This is a genomic window from Pseudomonas sp. MF6394 (assembly GCF_002018845.1).
GTDB classification, from domain to species: domain Bacteria; phylum Pseudomonadota; class Gammaproteobacteria; order Pseudomonadales; family Pseudomonadaceae; genus Aquipseudomonas; species Aquipseudomonas lactis.
In genome coordinates this window covers 39,005-59,956 of sequence record NZ_MVOJ01000007.1, presented here as the reverse complement: position 1 = coordinate 59,956, position 20,952 = coordinate 39,005, and the positions used below count along the sequence as shown (strand labels likewise).

At 54.5% G+C, this 20,952-nt stretch carries 17 protein-coding genes; 15 read left to right on the top strand and 2 right to left on the bottom strand.

All coding sequences use genetic code 11. The features are described from left to right. From MF6394_RS09875 to MF6394_RS09820, 12 genes are all read left to right on the top strand, one after another. A complete protein-coding gene (locus tag MF6394_RS09875; protein ID WP_078466589.1) occupies positions 1-1,218 on the top strand; it encodes an O-antigen polymerase in 1,218 nt (405 codons plus the stop codon). A gap of 17 nt (positions 1,219-1,235) precedes the next feature. Beyond that, complete coding sequence (locus MF6394_RS09870; protein WP_177345135.1) at positions 1,236-2,267, top strand: glycosyltransferase family 4 protein; 1,032 nt, start codon at positions 1,236-1,238, stop codon at positions 2,265-2,267. 59 nt (positions 2,268-2,326) lie between these two features. Then, a complete protein-coding gene (gene asnB, locus MF6394_RS09865) occupies positions 2,327-4,210 on the top strand; it encodes an asparagine synthase (glutamine-hydrolyzing) (protein WP_078466588.1) in 1,884 nt (627 codons plus the stop codon). After that, positions 4,210-5,352: a glycosyltransferase family 4 protein gene (locus MF6394_RS09860; protein WP_078466587.1), complete on the top strand. Its 1,143-nt coding sequence runs from the start codon at positions 4,210-4,212 to the stop codon at positions 5,350-5,352. The genes asnB (MF6394_RS09865) and MF6394_RS09860 overlap by 1 nt, the downstream gene beginning before the upstream one ends. Further along, positions 5,352-7,310 (top strand): asparagine synthase (glutamine-hydrolyzing), encoded by a 1,959-nt coding sequence (gene asnB / locus MF6394_RS09855; RefSeq protein ID WP_078466586.1) that lies wholly within the window; start codon positions 5,352-5,354, stop codon positions 7,308-7,310. Before MF6394_RS09860 ends, asnB (MF6394_RS09855) begins: the two co-directional genes overlap by 1 nt. Continuing rightward, the gene (locus MF6394_RS09850; RefSeq protein WP_078466585.1) at positions 7,307-8,437 is read left to right on the top strand and encodes a glycosyltransferase family 4 protein; all 1,131 of its coding nucleotides are present in this window, start codon (positions 7,307-7,309) and stop codon (positions 8,435-8,437) included. The genes asnB (MF6394_RS09855) and MF6394_RS09850 overlap by 4 nt, the downstream gene beginning before the upstream one ends. After that, positions 8,434-9,405: a UDP-glucose 4-epimerase family protein gene (locus tag MF6394_RS09845; protein WP_078466584.1), complete on the top strand. Its 972-nt coding sequence runs from the start codon at positions 8,434-8,436 to the stop codon at positions 9,403-9,405. Before MF6394_RS09850 ends, MF6394_RS09845 begins: the two co-directional genes overlap by 4 nt. A 37-nt stretch (positions 9,406-9,442) precedes the next feature. Further along, a complete protein-coding gene (locus MF6394_RS09840) occupies positions 9,443-10,465 on the top strand; it encodes an MraY family glycosyltransferase (protein ID WP_078466583.1) in 1,023 nt (340 codons plus the stop codon). Positions 10,466-10,562: 97 nt separating this feature from the next. Then, the gene (locus MF6394_RS09835) at positions 10,563-12,557 is read left to right on the top strand and encodes a polysaccharide biosynthesis protein (protein ID WP_078466647.1); all 1,995 of its coding nucleotides are present in this window, start codon (positions 10,563-10,565) and stop codon (positions 12,555-12,557) included. Positions 12,558-12,669: 112 nt separating this feature from the next. Further along, positions 12,670-13,002 (top strand): ComEA family DNA-binding protein, encoded by a 333-nt coding sequence (locus MF6394_RS09830; RefSeq protein ID WP_078466582.1) that lies wholly within the window; start codon positions 12,670-12,672, stop codon positions 13,000-13,002. Between the two features lie 143 nt (positions 13,003-13,145). Beyond that, the gene (locus MF6394_RS09825; protein WP_044272984.1) at positions 13,146-13,790 is read left to right on the top strand and encodes a GntR family transcriptional regulator; all 645 of its coding nucleotides are present in this window, start codon (positions 13,146-13,148) and stop codon (positions 13,788-13,790) included. A 14-nt stretch (positions 13,791-13,804) separates the two neighbouring features. Further along, positions 13,805-14,653, top strand: a complete 849-nt coding sequence (locus tag MF6394_RS09820; protein ID WP_047710374.1) for an urea carboxylase-associated family protein — start codon at positions 13,805-13,807, stop codon at positions 14,651-14,653. A gap of 8 nt (positions 14,654-14,661) precedes the next feature. Here MF6394_RS09820 and MF6394_RS09815 read toward each other — a convergent pair whose 3' ends face one another. Continuing rightward, positions 14,662-14,829, bottom strand: coding sequence for a DUF2897 family protein (locus tag MF6394_RS09815; protein WP_003172675.1), 168 nt, complete (start codon positions 14,827-14,829; stop codon positions 14,662-14,664). Positions 14,830-14,940: 111 nt separating this feature from the next. Next, complete coding sequence (gene eat / locus MF6394_RS09810) at positions 14,941-16,305, bottom strand: ethanolamine permease (RefSeq protein WP_047710375.1); 1,365 nt, start codon at positions 16,303-16,305, stop codon at positions 14,941-14,943. 774 nt (positions 16,306-17,079) lie between these two features. Here eat and kdpF point away from each other — a divergent pair. The 3 genes from kdpF to kdpB are packed head-to-tail and all read left to right on the top strand — an operon-like array spanning position 17,080 to position 20,946. After that, positions 17,080-17,169: a K(+)-transporting ATPase subunit F gene (gene kdpF, locus MF6394_RS09805; protein ID WP_003218754.1), complete on the top strand. Its 90-nt coding sequence runs from the start codon at positions 17,080-17,082 to the stop codon at positions 17,167-17,169. 9 nt (positions 17,170-17,178) lie between these two features. Continuing rightward, on the top strand, positions 17,179-18,873 hold the full coding sequence (gene kdpA / locus MF6394_RS09800; RefSeq protein ID WP_078466581.1) for a potassium-transporting ATPase subunit KdpA: 1,695 nt from the start codon (positions 17,179-17,181) through the stop codon (positions 18,871-18,873). A gap of 15 nt (positions 18,874-18,888) precedes the next feature. Further along, complete coding sequence (gene kdpB, locus MF6394_RS09795; protein ID WP_177345134.1) at positions 18,889-20,946, top strand: potassium-transporting ATPase subunit KdpB; 2,058 nt, start codon at positions 18,889-18,891, stop codon at positions 20,944-20,946. Positions 20,947-20,952 lie beyond the last annotated feature (6 nt).

The window sequence follows — 20,952 nt, the reverse complement described above, 5'->3', positions numbered from 1 at the left end:
ATGTATAGCTTTTTAGCAGGCTTGACTCTGTTGGCGGTCGCAATTTTATCGCGCGCAACCATGAGAGATCCGTTTCATCCTTCGTTTATATTTCCTGCCATTTGGGGCGGCGGATTATGCTTAATAGCCTTCACTCCTCTGTTGGGTTTTTATGCCGTTGAGTCTGACGCTCTGCTAATTTTTATTCTGGGCGGGGCAATATTTAGTGCGGTGTCTATTTGTATAAGCCTGTTTGCCAAAAGCTTCGTGCATAAAGGCTTTTTTTGTCGCGAACTTAATTTTAATGATCTGTTTTTGCTATTCGCCCTTCTGCATCTTCTGGTTTTGCCGGTTGCTTATAGTGATTTGTCTGCACTCGGTTCTGACTTTGAGCAGATATCATACGCCGCAAGGGCAATGTCGGTTGCTGGGGAGTCAGTATTCGGTCGGCTGACAGCAAACTATCTGCTGCTGGGGCTGGTAATAATTCCGTTATTTACGATAGCCTTGGCTCAACGGAGAATAGGGTGGCTCAAGTATCTCATAATCGCTTTTCCATGGTGCGCTCTGATATTGGTTGGGAGTGGTAGGGCAGGGTTGATACAAATGCTGTTAGGCCTGGTATTTATTTATCGGTTGGTGCATCAAAAACTTCCTGTTAAAATTATGGCGACCTTGGGTTTATTTTTTTTGGTAGTTTTATTTGTAGGCGCTATAGCCACAAATAAAATCGATGTAAGTTCAAATGAAAGTGTAGGCGAAGTTATGTCTATCATGCTGACGCACATTGCAGGTTATGCGCTTCAAGGGCCGGTTCTGTTTTCGCTGTATTTTGATGGGACGGTTCGAGTCTTCGAAAACTGGAATCCCTTCATATCCGTTTGCCACTTACTTTCAATTGTTCAGTTGTGCACCCCTTTACCCATGCACTCAGAGTTTAACTTATATGGCGATGGGTTAGAGGGTAACGTTTATAGCTTGTATTTTTCCATTTTTCCCGGGTTCGGCGTGTTGGGTGTCGTTTTTTTTATTGCGCTGTATTCGGCGGCTTCAACCTATGCTTACCTGAAGGCTAAGCAAGGCCACATTTTTTATATGGTGATCTCGGCCTACTTGTATTCAGCGATTGTATTGTCATTGTTTTCCGATACGTTTCTACCTTCGTTATGGTTCTTCATGAAGGTGTTTGTGATTGTAGTCTTTGTGTTGTTGTTTTTTTCAAAAAAACCAATTTCATAATTTATAAGGGTGACGGTATGAAAGATGAAATTTCGGTTATGGCATTCACGCAGGGTGATAAGGTGCCGAGCACACGGTTTAGAGTGGACTATTTAAAGAGGGGATTAGAAGCCAAAAACATTAAAATACATGTCTCCAATGCTTATGAAAGCGCTTATCCGCCCAGTGCCCGCGCGCAAAGATTAATTTGGATCATCAAGGAATTCTGCTCCAGGCTTTTTGGTGTGTGCAAAAGCTTTAAATATGATGTGGTCATACTACAGAGAGAGATGATTTCGACGATTCCTACTTTGGAAAGGTTTACCAAAAGACCGCGAATTTTAGATGTTGATGACGCGATTTGGTTACACAGAAATGGGTGGGCGGTAGAGCAAATTACGAAGCGTGTAGATCACATAGTTTGTGGAAATAGTTATATTGCCGACTATTTTCGCAAGTTTGGTAAGCCGATGACTATTATTGCCACACCCGTTGATGTTGATAGATTTCGTCCTTTGAAAAAAGACTTCGCTGCTAAAATTATTGGATGGTCGGGCACTTCCGGAGGGTTCAAGTTTCTATATGATATAGAAGACGCCCTGGCTCAGGTCCTCAAGGAAAACAAAGGTTGGAAGCTACGCATTGTTTCTGACCAGCGTCCGCGTTTCGACAAGATTCCTGGTGAGGCTGTTGAGTTTGTACAGTGGGCAGTTGAGAATGAAGTCAGCTCTATTGCAACCATGGATATCGGCCTCATGCCGTTGGATGATACGGAGTGGTCGCGAGGCAAGTGCAGTTATAAGATGTTGCTATATATGGCTTGTGGGATTCCGATCGTGGTATCCGACTTTGGTATGAATAGCGAGATCTTAAAAAATGGATTTATCGGTTATGGAGTGGTTACACCTGCTGAGTGGTATCAGTCTTTGAACGCGTTGATTAATAATCCGTTAGACAGAGATCGTGCAGGCCAACATGCCCGGGATGTCATCGTCAACAAGTATTCCCAGCATCAGGCGGTTAATGAGTGGGAGAGAATAATCAGAGAAACTGTTGAAAAAAGCAGCTGATGGCGAAATAAGTATTTATACTGTTTGGCTGAAGAATTTTAATAGGGAAGGGTTTCGTAGTGTGTGGAATAGCCGGTTACTTTCATTCGACGCCGTCCTCTATAACTGATCGTCATGTCGTTCAGATGGTCCAGGCCATAAATAAGCGTGGCCCCGACGGCTCTGGAACGTGGACTGATGATGCACAGATTGTATTAGGTCATGCTCGTCTGGCTATTCAGGACCTCTCACCAGCCGGCCACCAACCGATGGAAAGCGCGAATGGGCGTTATGTGATCGCGTTCAACGGCGAAATTTATAATCATCAGACGCTGCGCAAATCACTCGAAAGTCAATTCGAGGCTCCTGCTTGGCGTGGCCGCTCCGACACGGAGACTCTTTTAGCGTGCTTCAACAGTTGGGGCGTCGAGAAAACGCTTCAAGCTACCGTGGGTATGTTTGCTATCGCTTTGTGGGATCGTGTAGACAATAAACTCGTCCTTGCTCGTGATCGGCTGGGTGAAAAGCCGCTTTATTGGGGCTGGTTGGGTGACATTCTGGTTTTCGGGTCTGAGCTTAAAGCGCTTAAGCAACATCCAGACTTCAAATCAACTGTTGATAGAAATGCGTTGGCTTTATACCTTCGCCATAATTATGTGCCGGCCCCGTACAGTATATATGAAGGTATAGAAAAACTGATGCCTGGCCACTATGTCAGTATTTCCTTGGGCCAAAAAAGAGAGTCGGTTAAGCCAGCTTATTTTTGGTCGTACAATGACGCTGTTGTGAGGGGTTTGGATCAGCCGCTAGTAGGCAGTGAAACTGCCATTGTAGACGCGCTTGAATTGCAGCTAGCTGAAAGTGTTGGGATGCAAATGCTATCCGACGTGCCCCTGGGTGCGTTTTTAAGCGGCGGCGTCGACAGCAGTTTAATTGTTGCCCTGATGCAGAAACAAAGTCGGCGGCCAATCAAAACCTTCACCATCGGTTTCAGTGAGGCAGGCTTTAATGAAGCGGAGCATGCCTTGGCTGTCTCCCGTCACCTGGGTACCGAGCACACGGAAATATACATTCAGCCGAAAGACGCGCTGGATGTTATCCCCCACTTGCCAGCGATTTATTGTGAGCCATTTGCCGATAGTTCGCAGATTCCAACGTTCTTGGTTAGCCAACTTGCAAAACAGCAAGTCACGGTCGCTCTGAGCGGCGACGCGGGTGACGAGCTGTTCGGTGGCTACAACCCCTACCAATTCACACCGCAGGCGTGGAACCACGTCAGTAAAGTGCCGGTTTCTTTGCGGCGATTGGCCGCGAGCTCACTCAAACTACTGCCTTTGAGGGGCAGGGTTGAGAAGCTGGTGGATATTATGAATACCCCCACCCGAGAAGATTTTTATCGTCAGATGATCAGTCACTGGAAGGATCCTCTGGTCGCGGTCATAGATGCAAAAGAGCCTGCAACGCTGTTGAATACACCCACGAGCTGGCCTTCCACTACGGGCAGGTACGAAGAGTGGATGATGGCGATGGATGCGCAAACCTATATGGTCGACGATATCTTGGTAAAAGTTGATCGCGCCGCGATGGCCAACAGTCTTGAAACACGTGTTCCATTGTTGGATCACCGCATTGTCGAATTGGCCTGGCGTATTCCCTTGCCTATGAAAATTCGTGAGGGCGTAGGCAAGTGGGTATTAAGAGAGGTGCTCTATCGGCATGTTCCTCGGCAGTTGATTGAGCGGCCAAAAAAAGGATTTTCCATTCCTATCGCTTCGTGGCTGAGGGGCCCATTGCGTGAGTGGGCCGAAAATCTTTTGAGCGAAAGCCGGCTACGTCAGGAAGGTTTTTTCCACCCTGCGCCTATCCGCCAGATCTGGGCACAGCACCTTGCTGGACATGCGGATTATTCGAGCAGGCTGTGGGGCGTTTTGATGTTCCAGGCTTGGCTCGAGGAGCAGGGCTGATGAAAGTTACCCATGTAATTGTCGGCCTTAATATCGGCGGCGCTGAGTTGATGTTGCGTCGACTTTGTGAGTCTTTCAACTCCAGCTCCGAATACGAGCACCGTGTTATTTCATTGACGGATCTGGGCGAAGTCGGCGCATTGCTGCGTGCTCATGGCGTCACCGTTGATACTTTGGGCATGTGTGGCGCCTGGGATGTTTTTAGCGCATTCAACAAGCTGGTGCGTCTTTTAAAGTCTACTAAGCCTGATGTGGTTCAAACCTGGATGTATCACGCTGATTTGTTGGGCGGTTTGGCCGCACGCTGGGTCGGCGTAAAAGGGCTAATTTGGGGCATCAGAACCACTGATGTCAGCAAGGGGGGAGGTAAGGCAACGATAGTTATTCGCAGGCTGTGCGCCTGGCTTTCTGCTATTTTGCCCAGCGTTATTGTTTGCGCTGCCGAAGCGTCGCGAACGACGCATGTCGCGGTTGGTTATTCCCCGAAAAAGATGATCGTCATACCCAACGGGTTCGACCTTGAGCGTCTGGTAGCTTCATCCGAAGAGCGTGAAGTTATACGATTAGCGCATGGTATTGGGGTGAATGACTTTGTTATCGGTAGCCTCGGACGTTTCAACGAAGTCAAGGATCACGCGGGTTTCATTAAGTCCGCAGGACTCGTTGCCGCTCGATTCCCATACGTTAAGTTCTTAATGATTGGACGTGATGTTGATCATGGCAATATTGCGCTAATGGCTGATATAGCTGCGACCGGATATGCTGATCGGTTTGTACTATTGGGGGAGCGCAAAGACGTGGCGGGATGTTATAGGGCGATGGATATGTTCTGCCTGCATTCGTTTACTGAGGGATTCCCCAATGTACTAGGTGAGGCGATGAGCATGGCATTGCCTTGTGTAACTACCGATGCCGGTGATGCAGCTTTTCTTCTTGGCGGAAACGGAATTGTCGTACCTGTACACGAACCTCAGGCATTGGCTGAAGCATTGGCGAAGGTGGTGGGAAAGACTGATGCGGAGCGTACAGCGATGGGGCGGGGTGCCTATACTCGGATCGTCGAAAATTTCACGATGAAATGTACCGAGACAAAATTCAAAGAAATTTATGACCGGCTTTACTTAAATCAGGATGTTCAGTGATGTGTGGTTTCAGCGGAATTTTCCAGTCCCGTATTGGCGATTTGACAGCAATCGTCAACCGGATGAACGACGCCCTCACACACCGTGGCCCTGATGATCGTGGCGTTTGGGTCGATGAGAATGTGGGGCTTGCGCTCGGGCATCGACGTTTGGCCATTGTCGATCTGTCCGAGGCGGGTCGACAACCGATGCATTCCAGTTGCGGAAGATTTGTAATTGTTTTTAACGGCGAAATCTATAATCACCGTGAGCTAAAGCAGAAGTTGGAGGATGAGGGGCTGTCGCCGGTGGCATGGCGAGGTCATTCTGATACCGAAGTGCTGCTGGAAGGCCTTGTAAGCTGGGGCGTCGAAAAGACCCTGCAGGCGTCCGTTGGCATGTTTGCCTTCGCGCTTTGGGACAGGCAAGAGCAAGTGCTGACACTTGCGCGTGACCGGATGGGCGAAAAGCCTTTGTATTACGGCTGGCAAGGGGACGCGCTGCTTTTAGGCTCCGAGCTGAAGGCGATCAAGGCTTTCCCACAGTTCACTGGGGAAGTGGATCGTAATGCACTCACGTTGTTGCTTCGTCATAATTGCATTCCAGCTCCTTACAGTATTTATAAGGGCATTGCGAAGCTTGAGCCGGGTCACTACGTAATCCTTACGCTGAACAATCTTCCCGCCGCAAAAATCGCAGTTCCTCAATCTTACTGGCGTCTCAACGACGCCGTTGCGAGGGGCATCGCCCAGCCCTTTGAGGGAACTGCTTCTCAGGCGACGGATTTGCTAGATGCACAATTACGTTCCAGCATTGGCCAGCAAATGCTGGCTGACGTACCTTTGGGTGCGTTTTTAAGCGGTGGTGTTGATAGCAGTGCGGTAGTAGCTCTAATGCAGGCGCAAAGTGCTCAGCCGATTCGTACATTCACTATCGGTTTCGACGAAGGTGGTTACGACGAAGCTGTACATGCCAAAGCCGTCTCTCAGCACCTGGGTACGCAGCATACGGAGCTATATGTTCGTCCGGAGGACGCGTTAGCAGTGATTCCACGCCTGCCATCGATGTATTGCGAGCCGTTCAGCGATAGCTCGCAGATCCCTACCTTTTTGGTCAGCCAATTGGCTAGCAAGCAGTTGAAGGTTGTGCTCAGCGGTGACGGTGGAGACGAGCTTTTCGGTGGTTACAATCGCTATCTCAGCGCTAAGAAAGTCTGGTCGAAAATGCAACAGTTACCTCCGTTTGCCAGGCAAGCAAGCGCCGGGCTTTTAAGGTCACTTTCGCCCTCCAGCTGGGATCATCTGTTTCGTATCTCCAAGCCACTACTGCCCAAGCGTCTACACCTCAGTACGCCGGGAGAGAAAGCACATAAATTGGCTAATGTTCTGACGCTTGCGGACGGCCATGAGTTCTATCTTCAGTTGAACAGTCACTGGACCGATCCTGCAAGCGTCGTGATTGATGGCGAAGAGCCGAAAACCATTTTCACCGAGCCTTCACGCTGGCCACAAACTGACAGCTTTGAGCATTGGATGATGGCCATGGACGCCCAAACCTATATGTCGGATGACATCATGGTCAAGCTAGACCGTGCAGCCATGGCCGCAAGTATTGAAGGGCGTGTGCCACTGCTCGATCATCGAGTCGTCGAACTGGCTTGGCGCATGCCGCTCGATTTGAAGATTCGTAACGGTCAGGGTAAGTGGCTGCTGCGGGAAGTTTTGTATAGATATGTTCCCCAGGAACTGATCGAAAGGCCAAAGCAAGGTTTTGGTATTCCGCTGGGGGCTTGGTTGCGCGGACCTTTAAGGGAGTGGGCTGAGTCATTGTTGAACGAAGCACGCCTACGGCAGGAGGGATACTTCCATCCTGAACGTATCAGGCACATGTGGCAGGAACATCTCGAGGGGCGCGGTAACTGGCAGTCTCATTTGTGGACCATTTTAATGTTTCAGGCATGGCTGGAAGAACAGGCATGAGTAAAATTCTTCTGTTCATCGTCAACGATCCGGGTTTCTTTCTCTCTCATCGGCTGGCTGTGGCCAAGGGCGCTCAGACAAAGGGCTATAAGATTCATGTGGCGTGCATGCCAGGCCCGGCAGTTGCGGCTATTGCTGCGGAAGGGTTTGAGTTTCACTCATTGCCACTGTCACGTAGTGGTCGAAATCCTCTCGCCGAGCTTGGCCTTATGTTCACTATTTGGAAGCTACTTTGGCGATTGAAGCCGGACATACTGCATTTAGTAACCATCAAGCCAGTCTTGTATGGTGGAGTCGCTGCTCGTCTTGCGCCGGTCAAGGGTGTTGTTACGGCTATTTCAGGGCTAGGTTTTGTGTTTCTTTCAAGGGGACTCAGGGCTCTTGTTACGCGTAAAGTAGTCAGCACTTTTTACCGTCTTGCTCTGGGAAAGCGTAACCTGCGCTCGATTTTTCAGAATCCCGATGATCGTGATTTGCTGTTAAGCATGAGCGGCCTTAACGAATCTAAAGCCGTGATGATTCGTGGTTCGGGCGTCAACTTGTCACTTTATACAGCGATTCCGGAGCCTGAAGGACTTCCTGTGGTATGCCTGGCAGCTAGATTGCTACGTGATAAAGGTGTCGAGGAGTTCGTTGAGGCGGCAAAAATACTCACTGCACGCGGCGTCAAGGCGCGGTTTCAATTGATAGGTGATATTGATCCAGGCAATCCGGCTACCGTGACTCGTGCGCAAATAGATCAGTGGCGAGAGGATGGCGTGATCGAGTTACTCGGTTATCGCGATGACATCGCTACACTGTTTGCTGCAGCGAATATCGTCACTTTGCCCTCTTATCGTGAGGGGTTACCCAAGGTCCTGGTGGAGGCCGCAGCCTGTGGTCGTGCGGTTGTAACTACAGATGTGCCCGGATGTCGAGACGCAATAGACCCTGACATAACGGGTTTTTTGGTTCCCGTACGTGATGCACAGGCGTTGGCCAACCAATTGCAGGTGCTGATCGAAGATCCCGCCCTGCGCAGTCGTATGGGCATGGCCGGCCGTGAGCTGGCTTTGCGTGCTTTTTCGATTGAAAAGATCGTGGAACAACATTTGGATGTGTATGGGCAGTTGGAGCGCATAGTTTGAATCAGAGGAAGACAGTCTTTGTTACGGGCGCTAGCGGCTTTGTGGGCGCCGCGCTTGTTGATCGGTTGGCATCCGCAGGCGACTGTCAGGTGCTGGCACTGGTGCGTCGAGAGGGTGTTACGCTCCCTGCCAATGCCGTCCCTGTGCGCGTTAGTGCTGATTATCTAGCCACAGAATCGTTGCTGGCCCTCGAAGGGGTCGATGTGTTGGTTCATTGCGCAGCCCGTGTTCATGTAATGTCTGATGCTTCGAGTGATCCGCTGACTGAGTATCGTATGGTCAACGTAGACGGAACGCTGAAGCTGGCACAGCGAGCAGCGCACGCCGGAGTAAAACGTTTCATTTTTATCAGTTCAATCAAGGTGAACGGAGAAGCAACCCAGCCTGGTGCTCCCTATACTGCAGACGATGTGCCAGCCCCTTGCGACCCGTATGGCGTTTCAAAAAAGGAAGCCGAAGAACAGCTAAAGATACTGGCAAAAAAAACCGGGATGGACGTCGTTATCATTCGCCCTGTTCTCGTTTACGGCCCGGGAGTGAAAGCCAACTTTCGCAGCATGATGAACTGGCTTAACAAAGGCATTGTTTTACCTTTGGGAGCTATACGCAATCAGCGAAGCCTAGTCTCGCTCGACAATTTGATTGATCTGATTGTGGTTTGCTTAGATCACCCCGCAGCAGCTAATCAAATATTTTTGGCCAGTGATGGTGATGACATGTCGACTACCGATTTGTTGACGCGCATGGGGATTGCACTGGGTAAACCAGCCCGATTGATACCTGTGCCCGCTGCTCTTTTGCAGTTAGGTGCTGCGTTGATAGGACGCAAGGCTATTGGCCAGCGGCTGTGTGGTTCGCTGCAGGTCGATATTGCTAAGACTCGCCGGCTATTAGAGTGGACACCACCTTCCACTGTGACCGCCGCCTTGCGCAAGACAGCTGAAAGTTTTCAGGGCAGCTTGAAGTAAATAGTGACCCTTCTCGGGACCGTAATTGGAGTTGTTGATGAATCATTTACTGTGGCTTGCGCCTGCAGTCGCGGCGTTTGCTCTTTTCCTGACGTGGTGTTTACGGCGCTACGCACTCGCCCGTAGTCTGATTGACGTGCCTAACGCACGTAGTTCGCACTCAGTCCCGACTCCTCGAGGCGGAGGAGTGGCTATTGTGCTGAGCTTTCTAATTGCGTTGCCTTTCCTGCTCGTAGGCAACGAAATAACGCATTCCTTTACATGGGCATTATTGGGGGCGGGGGCCGCAGTTGCAGTGCTCGGATTTCTTGACGACCACGGTCATATCGCTGCCCGTTGGCGGTTGCTAGGGCATTTCAGTGCCGCGATGTGGGCCCTGTTTTGGTTGGGAGGCTTGCCAGGGGTAGTGCTGCCAGGAATGGTCATCGACCTTGGTTGGCTCGGGCATATCGCCGCTGCTTTTTATCTGGTGTGGATGTTGAATCTATACAACTTCATGGATGGAATTGATGGCCTGGCCAGCGTTGAAGCGATATGCGTCTGCCTCGGGGCCTGCCTGATCTATTGGCTGAATGGGGATCAAGCGCTTATCTGGGCTCCGCTGCTATTGAGCATGGCGGTACTGGGTTTTCTCTACTGGAATTTCCCGCCCGCCCGAATATTCATGGGGGATGCCGGTAGCGGTTTTCTCGGTGTAATCCTTGGTGTGCTCTCCCTACAAGCTGCCTGGCACAGCCCTGATTTGCTGTGGGTGTGGCTTATCTTGCTTGGCGTTTTTATTGTCGATGCGACATTTACGCTCATTCGTCGCTTGATGCGGGGAGATAAAGTGTACGAAGCCCATCGCAGTCATGCCTATCAGTTCGCCTCACGCCAAGTAGGTAGCCATTTGCCCGTCACTCTCTCGGTGTTAGTGATCAATGTCTTCTGGCTGCTCCCCCTTGCACTTTGCGTTGTATTGTTGGGACTGAACGGGTTGCTTGGGGTTTTCATAGCGTACGTCCCGCTGGTAATTCTGGCAGTCAAATACAAGGCAGGTGAGCTGGAGAGGGCTACCTGATTTTTCGTGAGTAGATTTACGCGGTCATTAATGCTCTGAAGTGTTTAAATGTGACAAAGCAGTAGCGCCAGGAGCAACAAAGGTGTTTAAAGGGTTCATGAATACAATACGATCATATTTGCTGGGCCTACCCCGTCGCCGCAAGCGCATCCTGCAGGTTGTTGCGGACGTTCTTCTTGTGTGGTTTGCACTGTGGATGGCATTCCTCGTTCGCTTAGGGGTGGATGACATGATCAACCCTATAGCACTGCATCGCTGGTTGTTCCTGAGCGCACCAATCGTCGCCATACCGCTTTTCATCCGCTTCGGCATGTACCGGGCGGTCATGCGCTATTTTGGTAATGACGCGCTGATCGCAATCATCAAGGCGGTCAGCCTTTCATCCGTGATTCTGGGGGTGGTGGTCTATTGGTATAGCAATCATCAAAACGTGGTGCCGCGCTCAATCATCTTCAACTATTGGTGGCTGAGCTTGATCATGGTTGGTGGCCTACGGTTGGCTATGCGTCAGTACTTTTTGGGGGATTGGTTTGCTGCAGCCCAGCATGTACCGTTTACCAACCGTGAAGACGGCTTGCCGCGTGTTGCAATCTATGGCGCCGGCGCTGCCGGTAATCAGTTAGTAGCGGCCCTGCGTATGGGGCGTGTCATGCGTCCCGTAGCGTTCATAGATGATGATGACAGCATTTCAGATCGAGTGATTTCAGGATTGCAGGTGTACAAACCTCGCCATATTCAGCGAATGATTGATGCCACTGGCGCCCAGGAAATTCTGCTTGCAATACCGTCCTCTAATCGAGGTAGGCGACGTGAAATCCTTGGTTTTCTTGAAGGCTATCCGCTGCATGTACGCAGTGTTCCGGGCTTCATGGATCTCGCCAGCGGTCGTGTGAAAGTGGATGACATCCAGGAAGTTGATATCGCTGATTTGCTGGGACGTGATTCAGTGCCCGCACAAGGGGAACTGTTGGAGCACTGCATTAAAGGGCAAAGCGTTTTGGTGACTGGTGCTGGTGGCTCTATAGGCTCTGAGCTATGTCGTCAGATTCTTGCACTACGTCCTACTACGTTACTGTTATTCGAACACAGTGAATTTAACCTTTACAGCATTTTGTCTGAGCTTGAACAACGCATCATCCGTGAGTCGTTGCCGGTCAGGTTGCTGCCTATCCTTGGATCAGTACGCAACCAGAATAAGTTACTGGATGTCATGAATACATGGGGTGTGGACACGGTCTATCACGCAGCAGCTTATAAGCATGTACCGATGGTCGAGCACAACATTGCAGAGGGCGTGTTGAATAACGTCATCGGTACTCTAAATACGGCGCAAGCAGCGCTGCAGGCGGGTGTTGCTAACTTCGTCCTGATCTCTACTGACAAGGCTGTGCGCCCAACTAATGTTATGGGGAGCACTAAACGTCTTGCAGAGTTGACTCTCCAAGCCCTCAGTCGTGAATTGGCTCCTATATTGTTCGGCGATAAGTCGAATGTTTCCCGTGTCAACAAGACCCGCTTCACTATGGTTCGCTTCGGAAATGTACTGGGTTCATCTGGATCTGTGATTCCGCTTTTTCATAAGCAAATCAAATCTGGGGGGCCTCTGACGGTAACTCATCCCAAGATCACTCGTTACTTCATGACTATCCCCGAAGCGGCACAATTGGTGATCCAGGCGGGTTCTATGGGCCTAGGGGGGGATGTGTTCGTGTTGGATATGGGGGAGCCGGTGAAAATTGTCGAGCTAGCCGAAAAGATGATTCATCTCTCTGGCTTAAGTGTTCGCTCTGACAAGAATCCCCACGGTGATATTGCTATCGAGTTCTCTGGCCTGCGCCCAGGGGAAAAACTTTACGAGGAGTTGCTGATAGGTGATAACGTCGTTGCCACCCAGCACCCCATGATCATGAGTGCCAACGAAGACTATCTGGCTTGGGATGTGCTCAAGGATAAGCTGACCGAGTTACTCGCGGCTGTAGAAAAGGACGATTACGATCGTGTTCGTCAGCTTTTACGCGAGACGGTAAGTGGGTATGCCCCCGATGGCGAAATCGTTGACTGGATCTACCAACAACGCCGCCTGGAACCGTGAATAACACCCTGTTACTCACCCATTTTTGACACCTCCCAAACATCACCTAAGTTAGAAAAGCAGCTTCGGAAAAGCTGCTTTTCTCTCATACCGATGTCATGGAGCGTCACCAATGCAAAACCTCTACCTCTCATCCCTCATCTTCGCTTTCCTCACCAGCCTCTCCGTCGCCACCACCGCTGCGCCGTCCATCAAGCCGGAACCCCCAACCCCTATCTCCACCCAAATGACCAAGACCGAGCAATCCACCAAGGTCAACCTTAACGCCGCCGACGCCGAAACCCTGCGCCGTGATCTGTTCGGCATTGGTGCTTCCAAGGCGAAGGCAATCATCGCCTATCGCGAGAGCAACGGCCCGTTCACGGCGGTGGATGAGTTACTGGAAGTGAAAGGCATCGGCAAGGCATTGCTGGAAAAGAATCGCGACAGGCTGGTTATTAATTAAGGGCGTGAAAACAGCGCGGAAGGCCGGTCATACACCGGCCTTTCCTTTAACTAATGGACCTTGCGATTTCCTCACTGACGCAGCATTGGCACGAAACGTGGTTACCTCTTCCTCAGTGATTGTTCAACAATCTCGAGGTAACGATGCCACTCACCCTATCTTTAGCCGACCAGATCGCCCTGGAACTACGCGCCGACATCATCGGTGGCCGCTTGTTACCAGGCATGCCGCTGATCGAGGTGGACCTGGTCAAGGTCTACAGCGCGTCCCGCAATACGATTCGCGAGGCGCTACATCGTCTAGGCCAGGAGGGCCTTACTCGCTATGTCCGCAACAAGGGCGTCATGGTTCGGCGCCTGGAGCGAGCAGAAGTACGCGACCTCTTCGTAGTCCGCCGCACCCTGGAATTGCAGGCCATAGCCCAAAGCGGCCCGCTGACGGACGCTCAATCGACACGTATGCAAAACGCCATCGACGCCACCACCCTGGCGCGGGAGCGGGAAGATTGGCGAGCCGTGGCCACTCACAGTCTGATGTTTCACCAACAGATCGTCGCGTTGATGGGCAGCCCGTTGTTCGACGAGTTCTTCGCCCAGGTAATAGCCCAGCTGCGTCTGGCGTTCTGCGCCGCGCCGGATGAGCAGCGGTTTCAGTCACCCTGGCTGGAGCGTGACCATGAGATATACACACTGCTAACCCACAACCAAACCCAGGCCGCCAGCGAGGCGATGAGTCTGTACCTGGATGACTCGGAACACCTTTCCCTCGCCCTGTTTGATCACCCATGATGGAGGATTGCCCCATGTACAAAGACTATCCCGCCGCGTACCAGGTCAGCAAAGGTTCGGCGTTGCAGGTGGATAAGGCGTTTTATGAGCGTATTCGTGATCAGAAAGGCCAGCGTACGTTGATCGAACAGTTCGAGGTGCCGATTCGAACGGGGAGGGCGTGGAAGGTGCCGGCCGGGCATGTGTTTCGGGTGACCACGCCGGTGGGACCGCAGGTGGGGGACTTTAATGTCTGGAACGCCAACGACCCACGCGAACGCTTGTGGGCCGCGCGCACCCGGCAGCTTCAAGGCGCCCATGTCAGCACCCATGATCGGTTGTGGTCGAACCTGCCTTTTCTAAGGCCCTTGGTCACGATCACCGATGACAGCCTGGCCAGCTACGGCATCGATGAACACGGTGGGCGTTTGCATGATTTGTTGGGCACGCGCTGCGACCCCTATGTGAACCGTATGCTCACTGGGGAGGACTTTCACCACCATTGCCACTCGAACCTGACCCGTGCGGTATTGCCCCATGGGCTGACGGAATTCGATGTGCATGACGTGTTGAATATTTTTCAGTGCACCGGGCTCAATCACGATGACATGTACTTTATGAAAGCCTGTCCGGCGCAGAAGGGTGATTACCTGGAGTTCTTTGCCGAGATTGATTTGCTGTGTGCATTGTCGACGTGCCCGGGCGGGGATTTGTCGTTGCCGATGTGGGGGCCGGAGGCGCAGGACCCGTTGACGGTGTGTCGGCCGTTGGGGGTTGAGATATATAGGCTGGAGGATGACTTGCTCAATGGCTGGAGCCAACCGGAACGTGCTGCCTACAAAGGGCAGCACGGCTTGCATATTGCCAGGGCGGATTGGGAGTAACCCAATATTCAGCGATCCTGCGCATCCTTGGCATCTGCCTGGGCATTGCGCTCGGCTACGCGTTTACGTTGTTCGTCGGTGAGTTCCACCTTGTTGGCGCTGTCACGCAGCATCATCAGGCCACCGACGATCGATCCGATCGCTACTACCATAATCAACCATGCATACCACGGCATAAGACGCTCCTTGAGGCAGAGGGTCGTGGGAGAATTTTCCCACGGTAATCACTGCTTTGAGTGACGGGCTTTCTGAGTAGTTCAGTGTAGGCCCGTTCTGCCTCATAGGCGCTATTGTCCGGTCAACATTGCATCCGCCGGCGCATCGACGCGGTCTTGTGCGGTCATCTGGAAGTAGATGAAACCCACCGCCATGAAGCCCAGGAAGATCAGCCCGATCAGGGCATTGAACCAGGCCATTGCCACCAGGCACACCAGCGCCAGTACCAATGCGATACCGGGCACGATGGGGTAGCCTGGCGCGCGGAAGGTGCGTTCCAGCAGTGGTTCGGTCTTACGCAGTTTGAACAGGCTGAGCATGCTCATGATGTACATGACGATGGCGCCGAACACCGCCATGGTGATCATCGCGGCGGTCAGGGTCATGCCGCCCAGGTTGATCAGGCCGTCGCTGTAGATGGCGGCGATGCCCACCACGCCGCCGGCGAGGATGGCCCGGTGCGGCGTCTGGAAGCGTGAGAGTTTGGCCAGGAAGGACGGCAGGTAACCGGCACGGGCCAGGGCGAAGAACTGGCGCGAGTAGCCGAGGATGATGCCGTGAAAGCTCGCCACCAGACCAAACAGGCCAATCCATACCAGCATGTGCAACCAGCCGGAGCTGTCGCCCACCACGGTTTTCATCGCCTGGGGCAGTGGGTCGTTGATGTTCGATAAGGTGCGCCAGTCGCCTACGCCACCGGCGAAGAACATCACGCCCATGGCCAGGATCACCAGGGTGAGGATGCCGCTGATGTAGGCTTTTGGAATCGTGCGCTTGGGGTCCTTGGCTTCTTCGGCGGCCATGGCGGCGCCTTCGATGGCGAGGAAGAACCAGATGGCGAAGGGGATGGCGGCAAACATCCCGGCAATCGCCGGGGCACCGAAGGTGTCGGAACCGGCCCAGCCGTTGAGGGCGAAGTGGCTGAAGCTGAAAGCCGGGGCGACTACGCCCATGAACACCAGCAGTTCGGCGACGGCGAGTACGCACACCACCAGCTCAAAGGTGGCGGCGAGTTTCACCCCGAGGATATTCAGGCCCATGAACACGATATAGGCGCCGACAGCGGCGTGCTTGGGGTCGAGTGCCGGGAATTGCACGTTCAGGTACGCACCAATGGCCAGGGCAATCGCGGGCGGGGCAAAGACGAATTCGATCAAGGTGGCCAGGCCGGCAATCAAGCCGCCTTTTTCACCAAAGGCGCGACGGCTGTAGGCAAAGGGGCCTCCGGCATGGGGAATCGCGGTGGTCAACTCGGTGAAGCTGAAGATAAAGCAGGTGTACATCGCGGCGACCATCAACGAGGTCACCAGAAAGCCCAGGGTACCGGCGACGCCCCAGCCATAGCTCCAGCCGAAATATTCGCCGGAGATCACCAGCCCCACGGCGATGCCCCATAGATGCAAGGTGCCCAAGGTGGGTTTGAGTTGTGTGTTCATTTTGCTGCGCTCCCTGAACCGTTTGGAATGATTCAAGGTGTTGCAGTGGCTATGCCAAGCCTCAGAACTATGTCGTAAAGCAGTGCCTATGTCGCCGGGGGGACGGTTTGGCGTTTGAATGTGGCATGAGTTGCACCACATGAGTGCGGTGGTGACTTGGCGGGCGCATTCGCGGGCAAGCCCGCTCCCACACTTGACCGAGTGTTAACTGAAAAGAACGCAGTCGAATGTGGGAGCCGCTCTTGATCTTGCTCTTGATCTGCTTGTGATCTTGATCTCAGGCGGCCCCCCAAATCACTGGCGGATTACGGGCACACCGAGCCTAAGCGAGGTGCCGAGTGGTGGGGCAAGAGCCTTTTGCTTACTTTTGGGCTCTTTTCAAAAGTGAGCCGCTGTCAGAGCGGAACCCTAGGTGGCCGTTACCGCAGGAATGGATATGTACACCATCCAACTGTGTTGACTGTCAGGCCGTCTTCGCAGGCAAGCCAGCTCCCACATTTGGATCCTGGGGCGTCAGGGAGATAGGCGCCGGCCGTCAGTCCGCCACGGGAGCAAGCTCCCTCGCCACCAGTCCAGCGTCACACCAAAGTTGTGTAGATACCTATGCCGCGATGAGGCCCTCCCAGCCACTGCATATCTCCCTGTAAACCCCGCATAAACCCACTCTTTACGCCATCTTTACGCCCCACCCAGCCCCTCGCTCTCGTTCCTTTACACCGCTCCTGCGGACAATGCCCCCACACGCGGCAATCGCCGCACGAAGGGGAGACTTCCATGAGCGTTCTGGACGGGGTGTCACTGCTATTGGCCGTGGCGCTGTTCATTTATCTGCTGGTTGCGCTGTTACGCGCGGATCGGAACTAGGAGCGGGCTATGCACAGTTATGACTATTGGCTGATCATCGCCTTCTTCGCCGTGGTACTGGTACCGGCACCGTTTCTGGGGCGGTTCTACTACAAGGTGATGGAAGGCCAGCGCACCTGGCTCACGCCCGTATTGGGGCCTGTTGAAAAGGCCTGTTACCGCCTCTCGGGCGTGGATGCGCAGCAAGAGCAGAGCTGGCAGAAATACATGCTGGCCTTGCTCGCGTTCAACCTGGCGGGCTTCTTGTTGTTGTTCTCGATCCTGTTATTCCAGGGCTCCCTGCCACTGAACCCGCAGAAATTGCCCGGCCAGGAATGGACCCTGGCGTTCAACACTGCCGTCAGTTTCATGACCAATACCAACTGGCAGAACTACAGCGGCGAGGCGTCCTTGAGTTACCTGAGCCAGATGGCCGGCCTCACGGTGCAGAACTTCATCAGTGCGGCGACCGGTCTCGCGGTCCTGGTCGCTTTATGCCGTGGGATAGGGCGCAAATCTGCCCAGACCCTGGGCAACTTCTGGGTCGACATGACCCGCGCCACCCTCTACGGCCTGCTGCCGTTGTGCCTGGTGCTCGCGCTGTTTTTGGTATGGCAGGGCGTGCCGCAAACCTTCGCCCACTATGTGGATGCTATCACCCTGCAGGGCGTGGACCAGGTGATTCCCCTGGGGCCGGCCGCCAGCCAGATTGCGATCAAGCAATTGGGCACCAACGGCGGTGGCTTCTTCGGCGTGAACTCGGCGCATCCGTTCGAAGACCCGACCGCCTGGGCCAACTTGTTTGAAGTGGCCTCGATCATTCTGATCCCGGTGGCACTGGTGTTTACCTTCGGCCATTACGTCAAGGACCTGCGCCAGAGCCGGGCGATCCTCGCGTGCATGCTGGCGCTGTTCCTGATCGGCGGCGCGACGTCGCTGTGGTCCGAATACCAGCCCAACCCAACCTTGAACAACCCGGCGGTGGAGCAAACCGCACCGCTGGAGGGCAAGGAAACACGCTTCGGCACCACCGGCACCGTGCTGTGGTCGGTGACCACCACCGCGGCCTCCAACGGTTCGGTCAATGGCATGCAGGACAGCCTCAGCCCCCTGAGTGGGATGGTGGCACTGGTGAACATGATGGTCGGCGAAGTGATCTTCGGCGGTGTCGGTGCCGGCATGTACGGCATGTTGCTCAACGTGTTGATCGCAGTGTTCCTCGCCGGCCTGATGATCGGCCGCACCCCGGAATACTTGGGCAAGAAACTCCAGGCCAAGGAAGTGCAATTGCTGGTGGTGACCCTGCTGGTGATGCCGGTCGGCGTGCTGGTGTTGGGTGCCATTGCCGCCAGCTTGCCCGGCCCGGCGGGTGCTATCAGTAACCCTGGCCCACACGGCTTCAGTCAGTTGCTCTACGCCTACACCTCGGCCAGTGCCAACAACGGTTCGGCGTTTGCCGGCCTCGGCGCCAACACCCCGTTCCATAATCTGATGCTGGGCCTGGGCATGTTGATCGGCCGCTTTGGCTACATCCTCCCGGTTCTGGCCCTGGCCGGCAGCCTGGCGATGAAGAAAGCCGCACCGATTGGCCAGAATAGCTTCCCCACCCATGGCGCGCTGTTCGTCACCCTGTTGACCGTGACCATTTTGCTGGTGGGCGGCCTGACTTTCCTGCCGACGCTGGCGTTGGGCCCCATCGCTGAACACCTGAGCATGGGCTTCTAGTTAAGGGATATGAAAATGAATATGCCTGCAAAAAACGCGGCCCCGGTCAAACCCCAGGAGCCTGCCAAAACCGCTATCTCGGCCTTGTGGCGCCCAGCGCTGGTCCAGGCCTTCGTCAAGCTGGACCCACGCCAACTGCAACGCTCGCCGGTGATGCTGGTAGTCGAACTGACCGCCATCCTCACCACCGTGCTGTGCTTTGTGCCCGATACCACCGTTCCAACGTTTGTCGCCGTGCAAATCGCCGTGTGGCTGTGGTTCACCGTGCTGTTTGCCAACTTCGCCGAAGCCTTGGCCGAGGGGCGTGGCAAGGCCCGTGCCGATAGCCTCAAGGCCGGCAGCGAAGGCTTGAGCGCGCGTCGCCAGGAGGCTGACGGCAGCTTCAAAATGATACCGGCCACCAGCCTGCGCAAGGGCGATGTGGTACGTGTTGCCGCCGGGGAGATGATCCCCGGTGACGGCGAGGTCGTCGAAGGGATTGCGGCGGTCAACGAAGCGGCGATTACCGGCGAATCCGCCCCGGTGATCCGCGAGTCCGGCGGCGACCGTTCGGCCGTCACCGGCAACACGCGGCTGGTGTCGGACTGGCTGCTCATCCGCATCACCGCCAACCCGGGCGAGTCCACCCTGGACCGCATGATCGCGCTGGTGGAAGGCGCCAAACGCCAGAAAACCCCCAACGAAGTCGCGCTGGATATCCTGCTGATCGGCCTGACCCTGATCTTCCTGCTGGTGGTCGTGACCCTGCAGCCGTTCGCCCACTTCGCCAATGGCAGTTTGCCTTTGGTGTTCCTGGTCGCGCTGCTGGTGACGCTGATTCCTACCACCATTGGCGGCTTGTTATCGGCCATTGGCATTGCCGGCATGGACCGCCTGGTGCGTCTCAACGTGATCGCCAAGTCTGGCCGCGCCGTGGAAGCGGCGGGGGATGTGCATGTGCTGTTGCTGGACAAGACCGGCACCATCACCTTCGGCAACCGTCGTTGCTCGGCTGTGGTCGCGGCGCCTGGCGTCAGCGGCCGCGAATTGGCCGAAGGCGCGCTGCTGGCGTCCTTGGCCGATGACACGGCGGAAGGCAAGTCCATCGTTGAATACCTGCGCGCCTTGCACCCCCAGGCCGAGCCGAGCCTGGACGCGTTGACCGCTGTCCCTTTCAGCGCCGAGACCCGTTTGTCCGGTGTCGACTACCAGGGCCGTGTGTTCCGTAAAGGCGCGGTGGACTCGCTGCTGGCGTTTATTGGCCAGCAACGCAGCGACCTGTTGCCGGCGCTGTCGCGGGAAATCGACAAGATCGCCCAAAGCGGCGGCACGCCCTTGCTGGTGTGCGCCGATGGCAAGTTGCTGGGGGCAATTCATCTCAAGGACGTGGTCAAGCCCGGTATCCGCGAGCGTTTTGCCGAGTTGCGCAAGTTGGGCATCCGCACCGTGATGGTCACCGGCGACAACCCGCGGACCGCCGCCGCGATTGCCGCTGAAGCGGGGGTGGACGACGTGCTGGCCGAAGCCACGCCAGAGAAGAAACTCGCGCGTATTCGCCATGAGCAGAACGATGGTCGCCTGGTCGCCATGTGTGGCGACGGCGCCAACGACGCTCCGGCGCTGGCCCAGGCTGACGTCGGCATGGCGATGAACGACGGCACCCAGGCCGCGCGCGAAGCCGCCAACATGGTCGACCTCGACAGCGATCCGACCAAGCTGCTGGACGTGGTGCAGATCGGCAAGGAACTGCTGGTGACCCGTGGCGCGCTGACGACCTTCTCCATCGCCAATGACGTGGCCAAGTACTTCGCGATCCTGCCGGCGCTGTTCGCCTCGATCTACCCGCAACTGGGCGTGCTCAACATCATGCACTTGCAGAGCCCGCAGAGCGCGATCCTCTCGGCCATCGTGTTCAACGCGCTGATTATCGTGGTGCTGATTCCGCTGGCCCTGCGCGGCGTGCGCGTACAGGCGGCGAGTGCGGCGGCATTGCTGCGGCGCAATCTGCTGATCTACGGGCTGGGCGGGCTGTTGGTGCCCTTCGTGGGCATCAAGGCCATCGACATGCTGCTGACCGCGCTGCACCTGGTTTGACCTGGC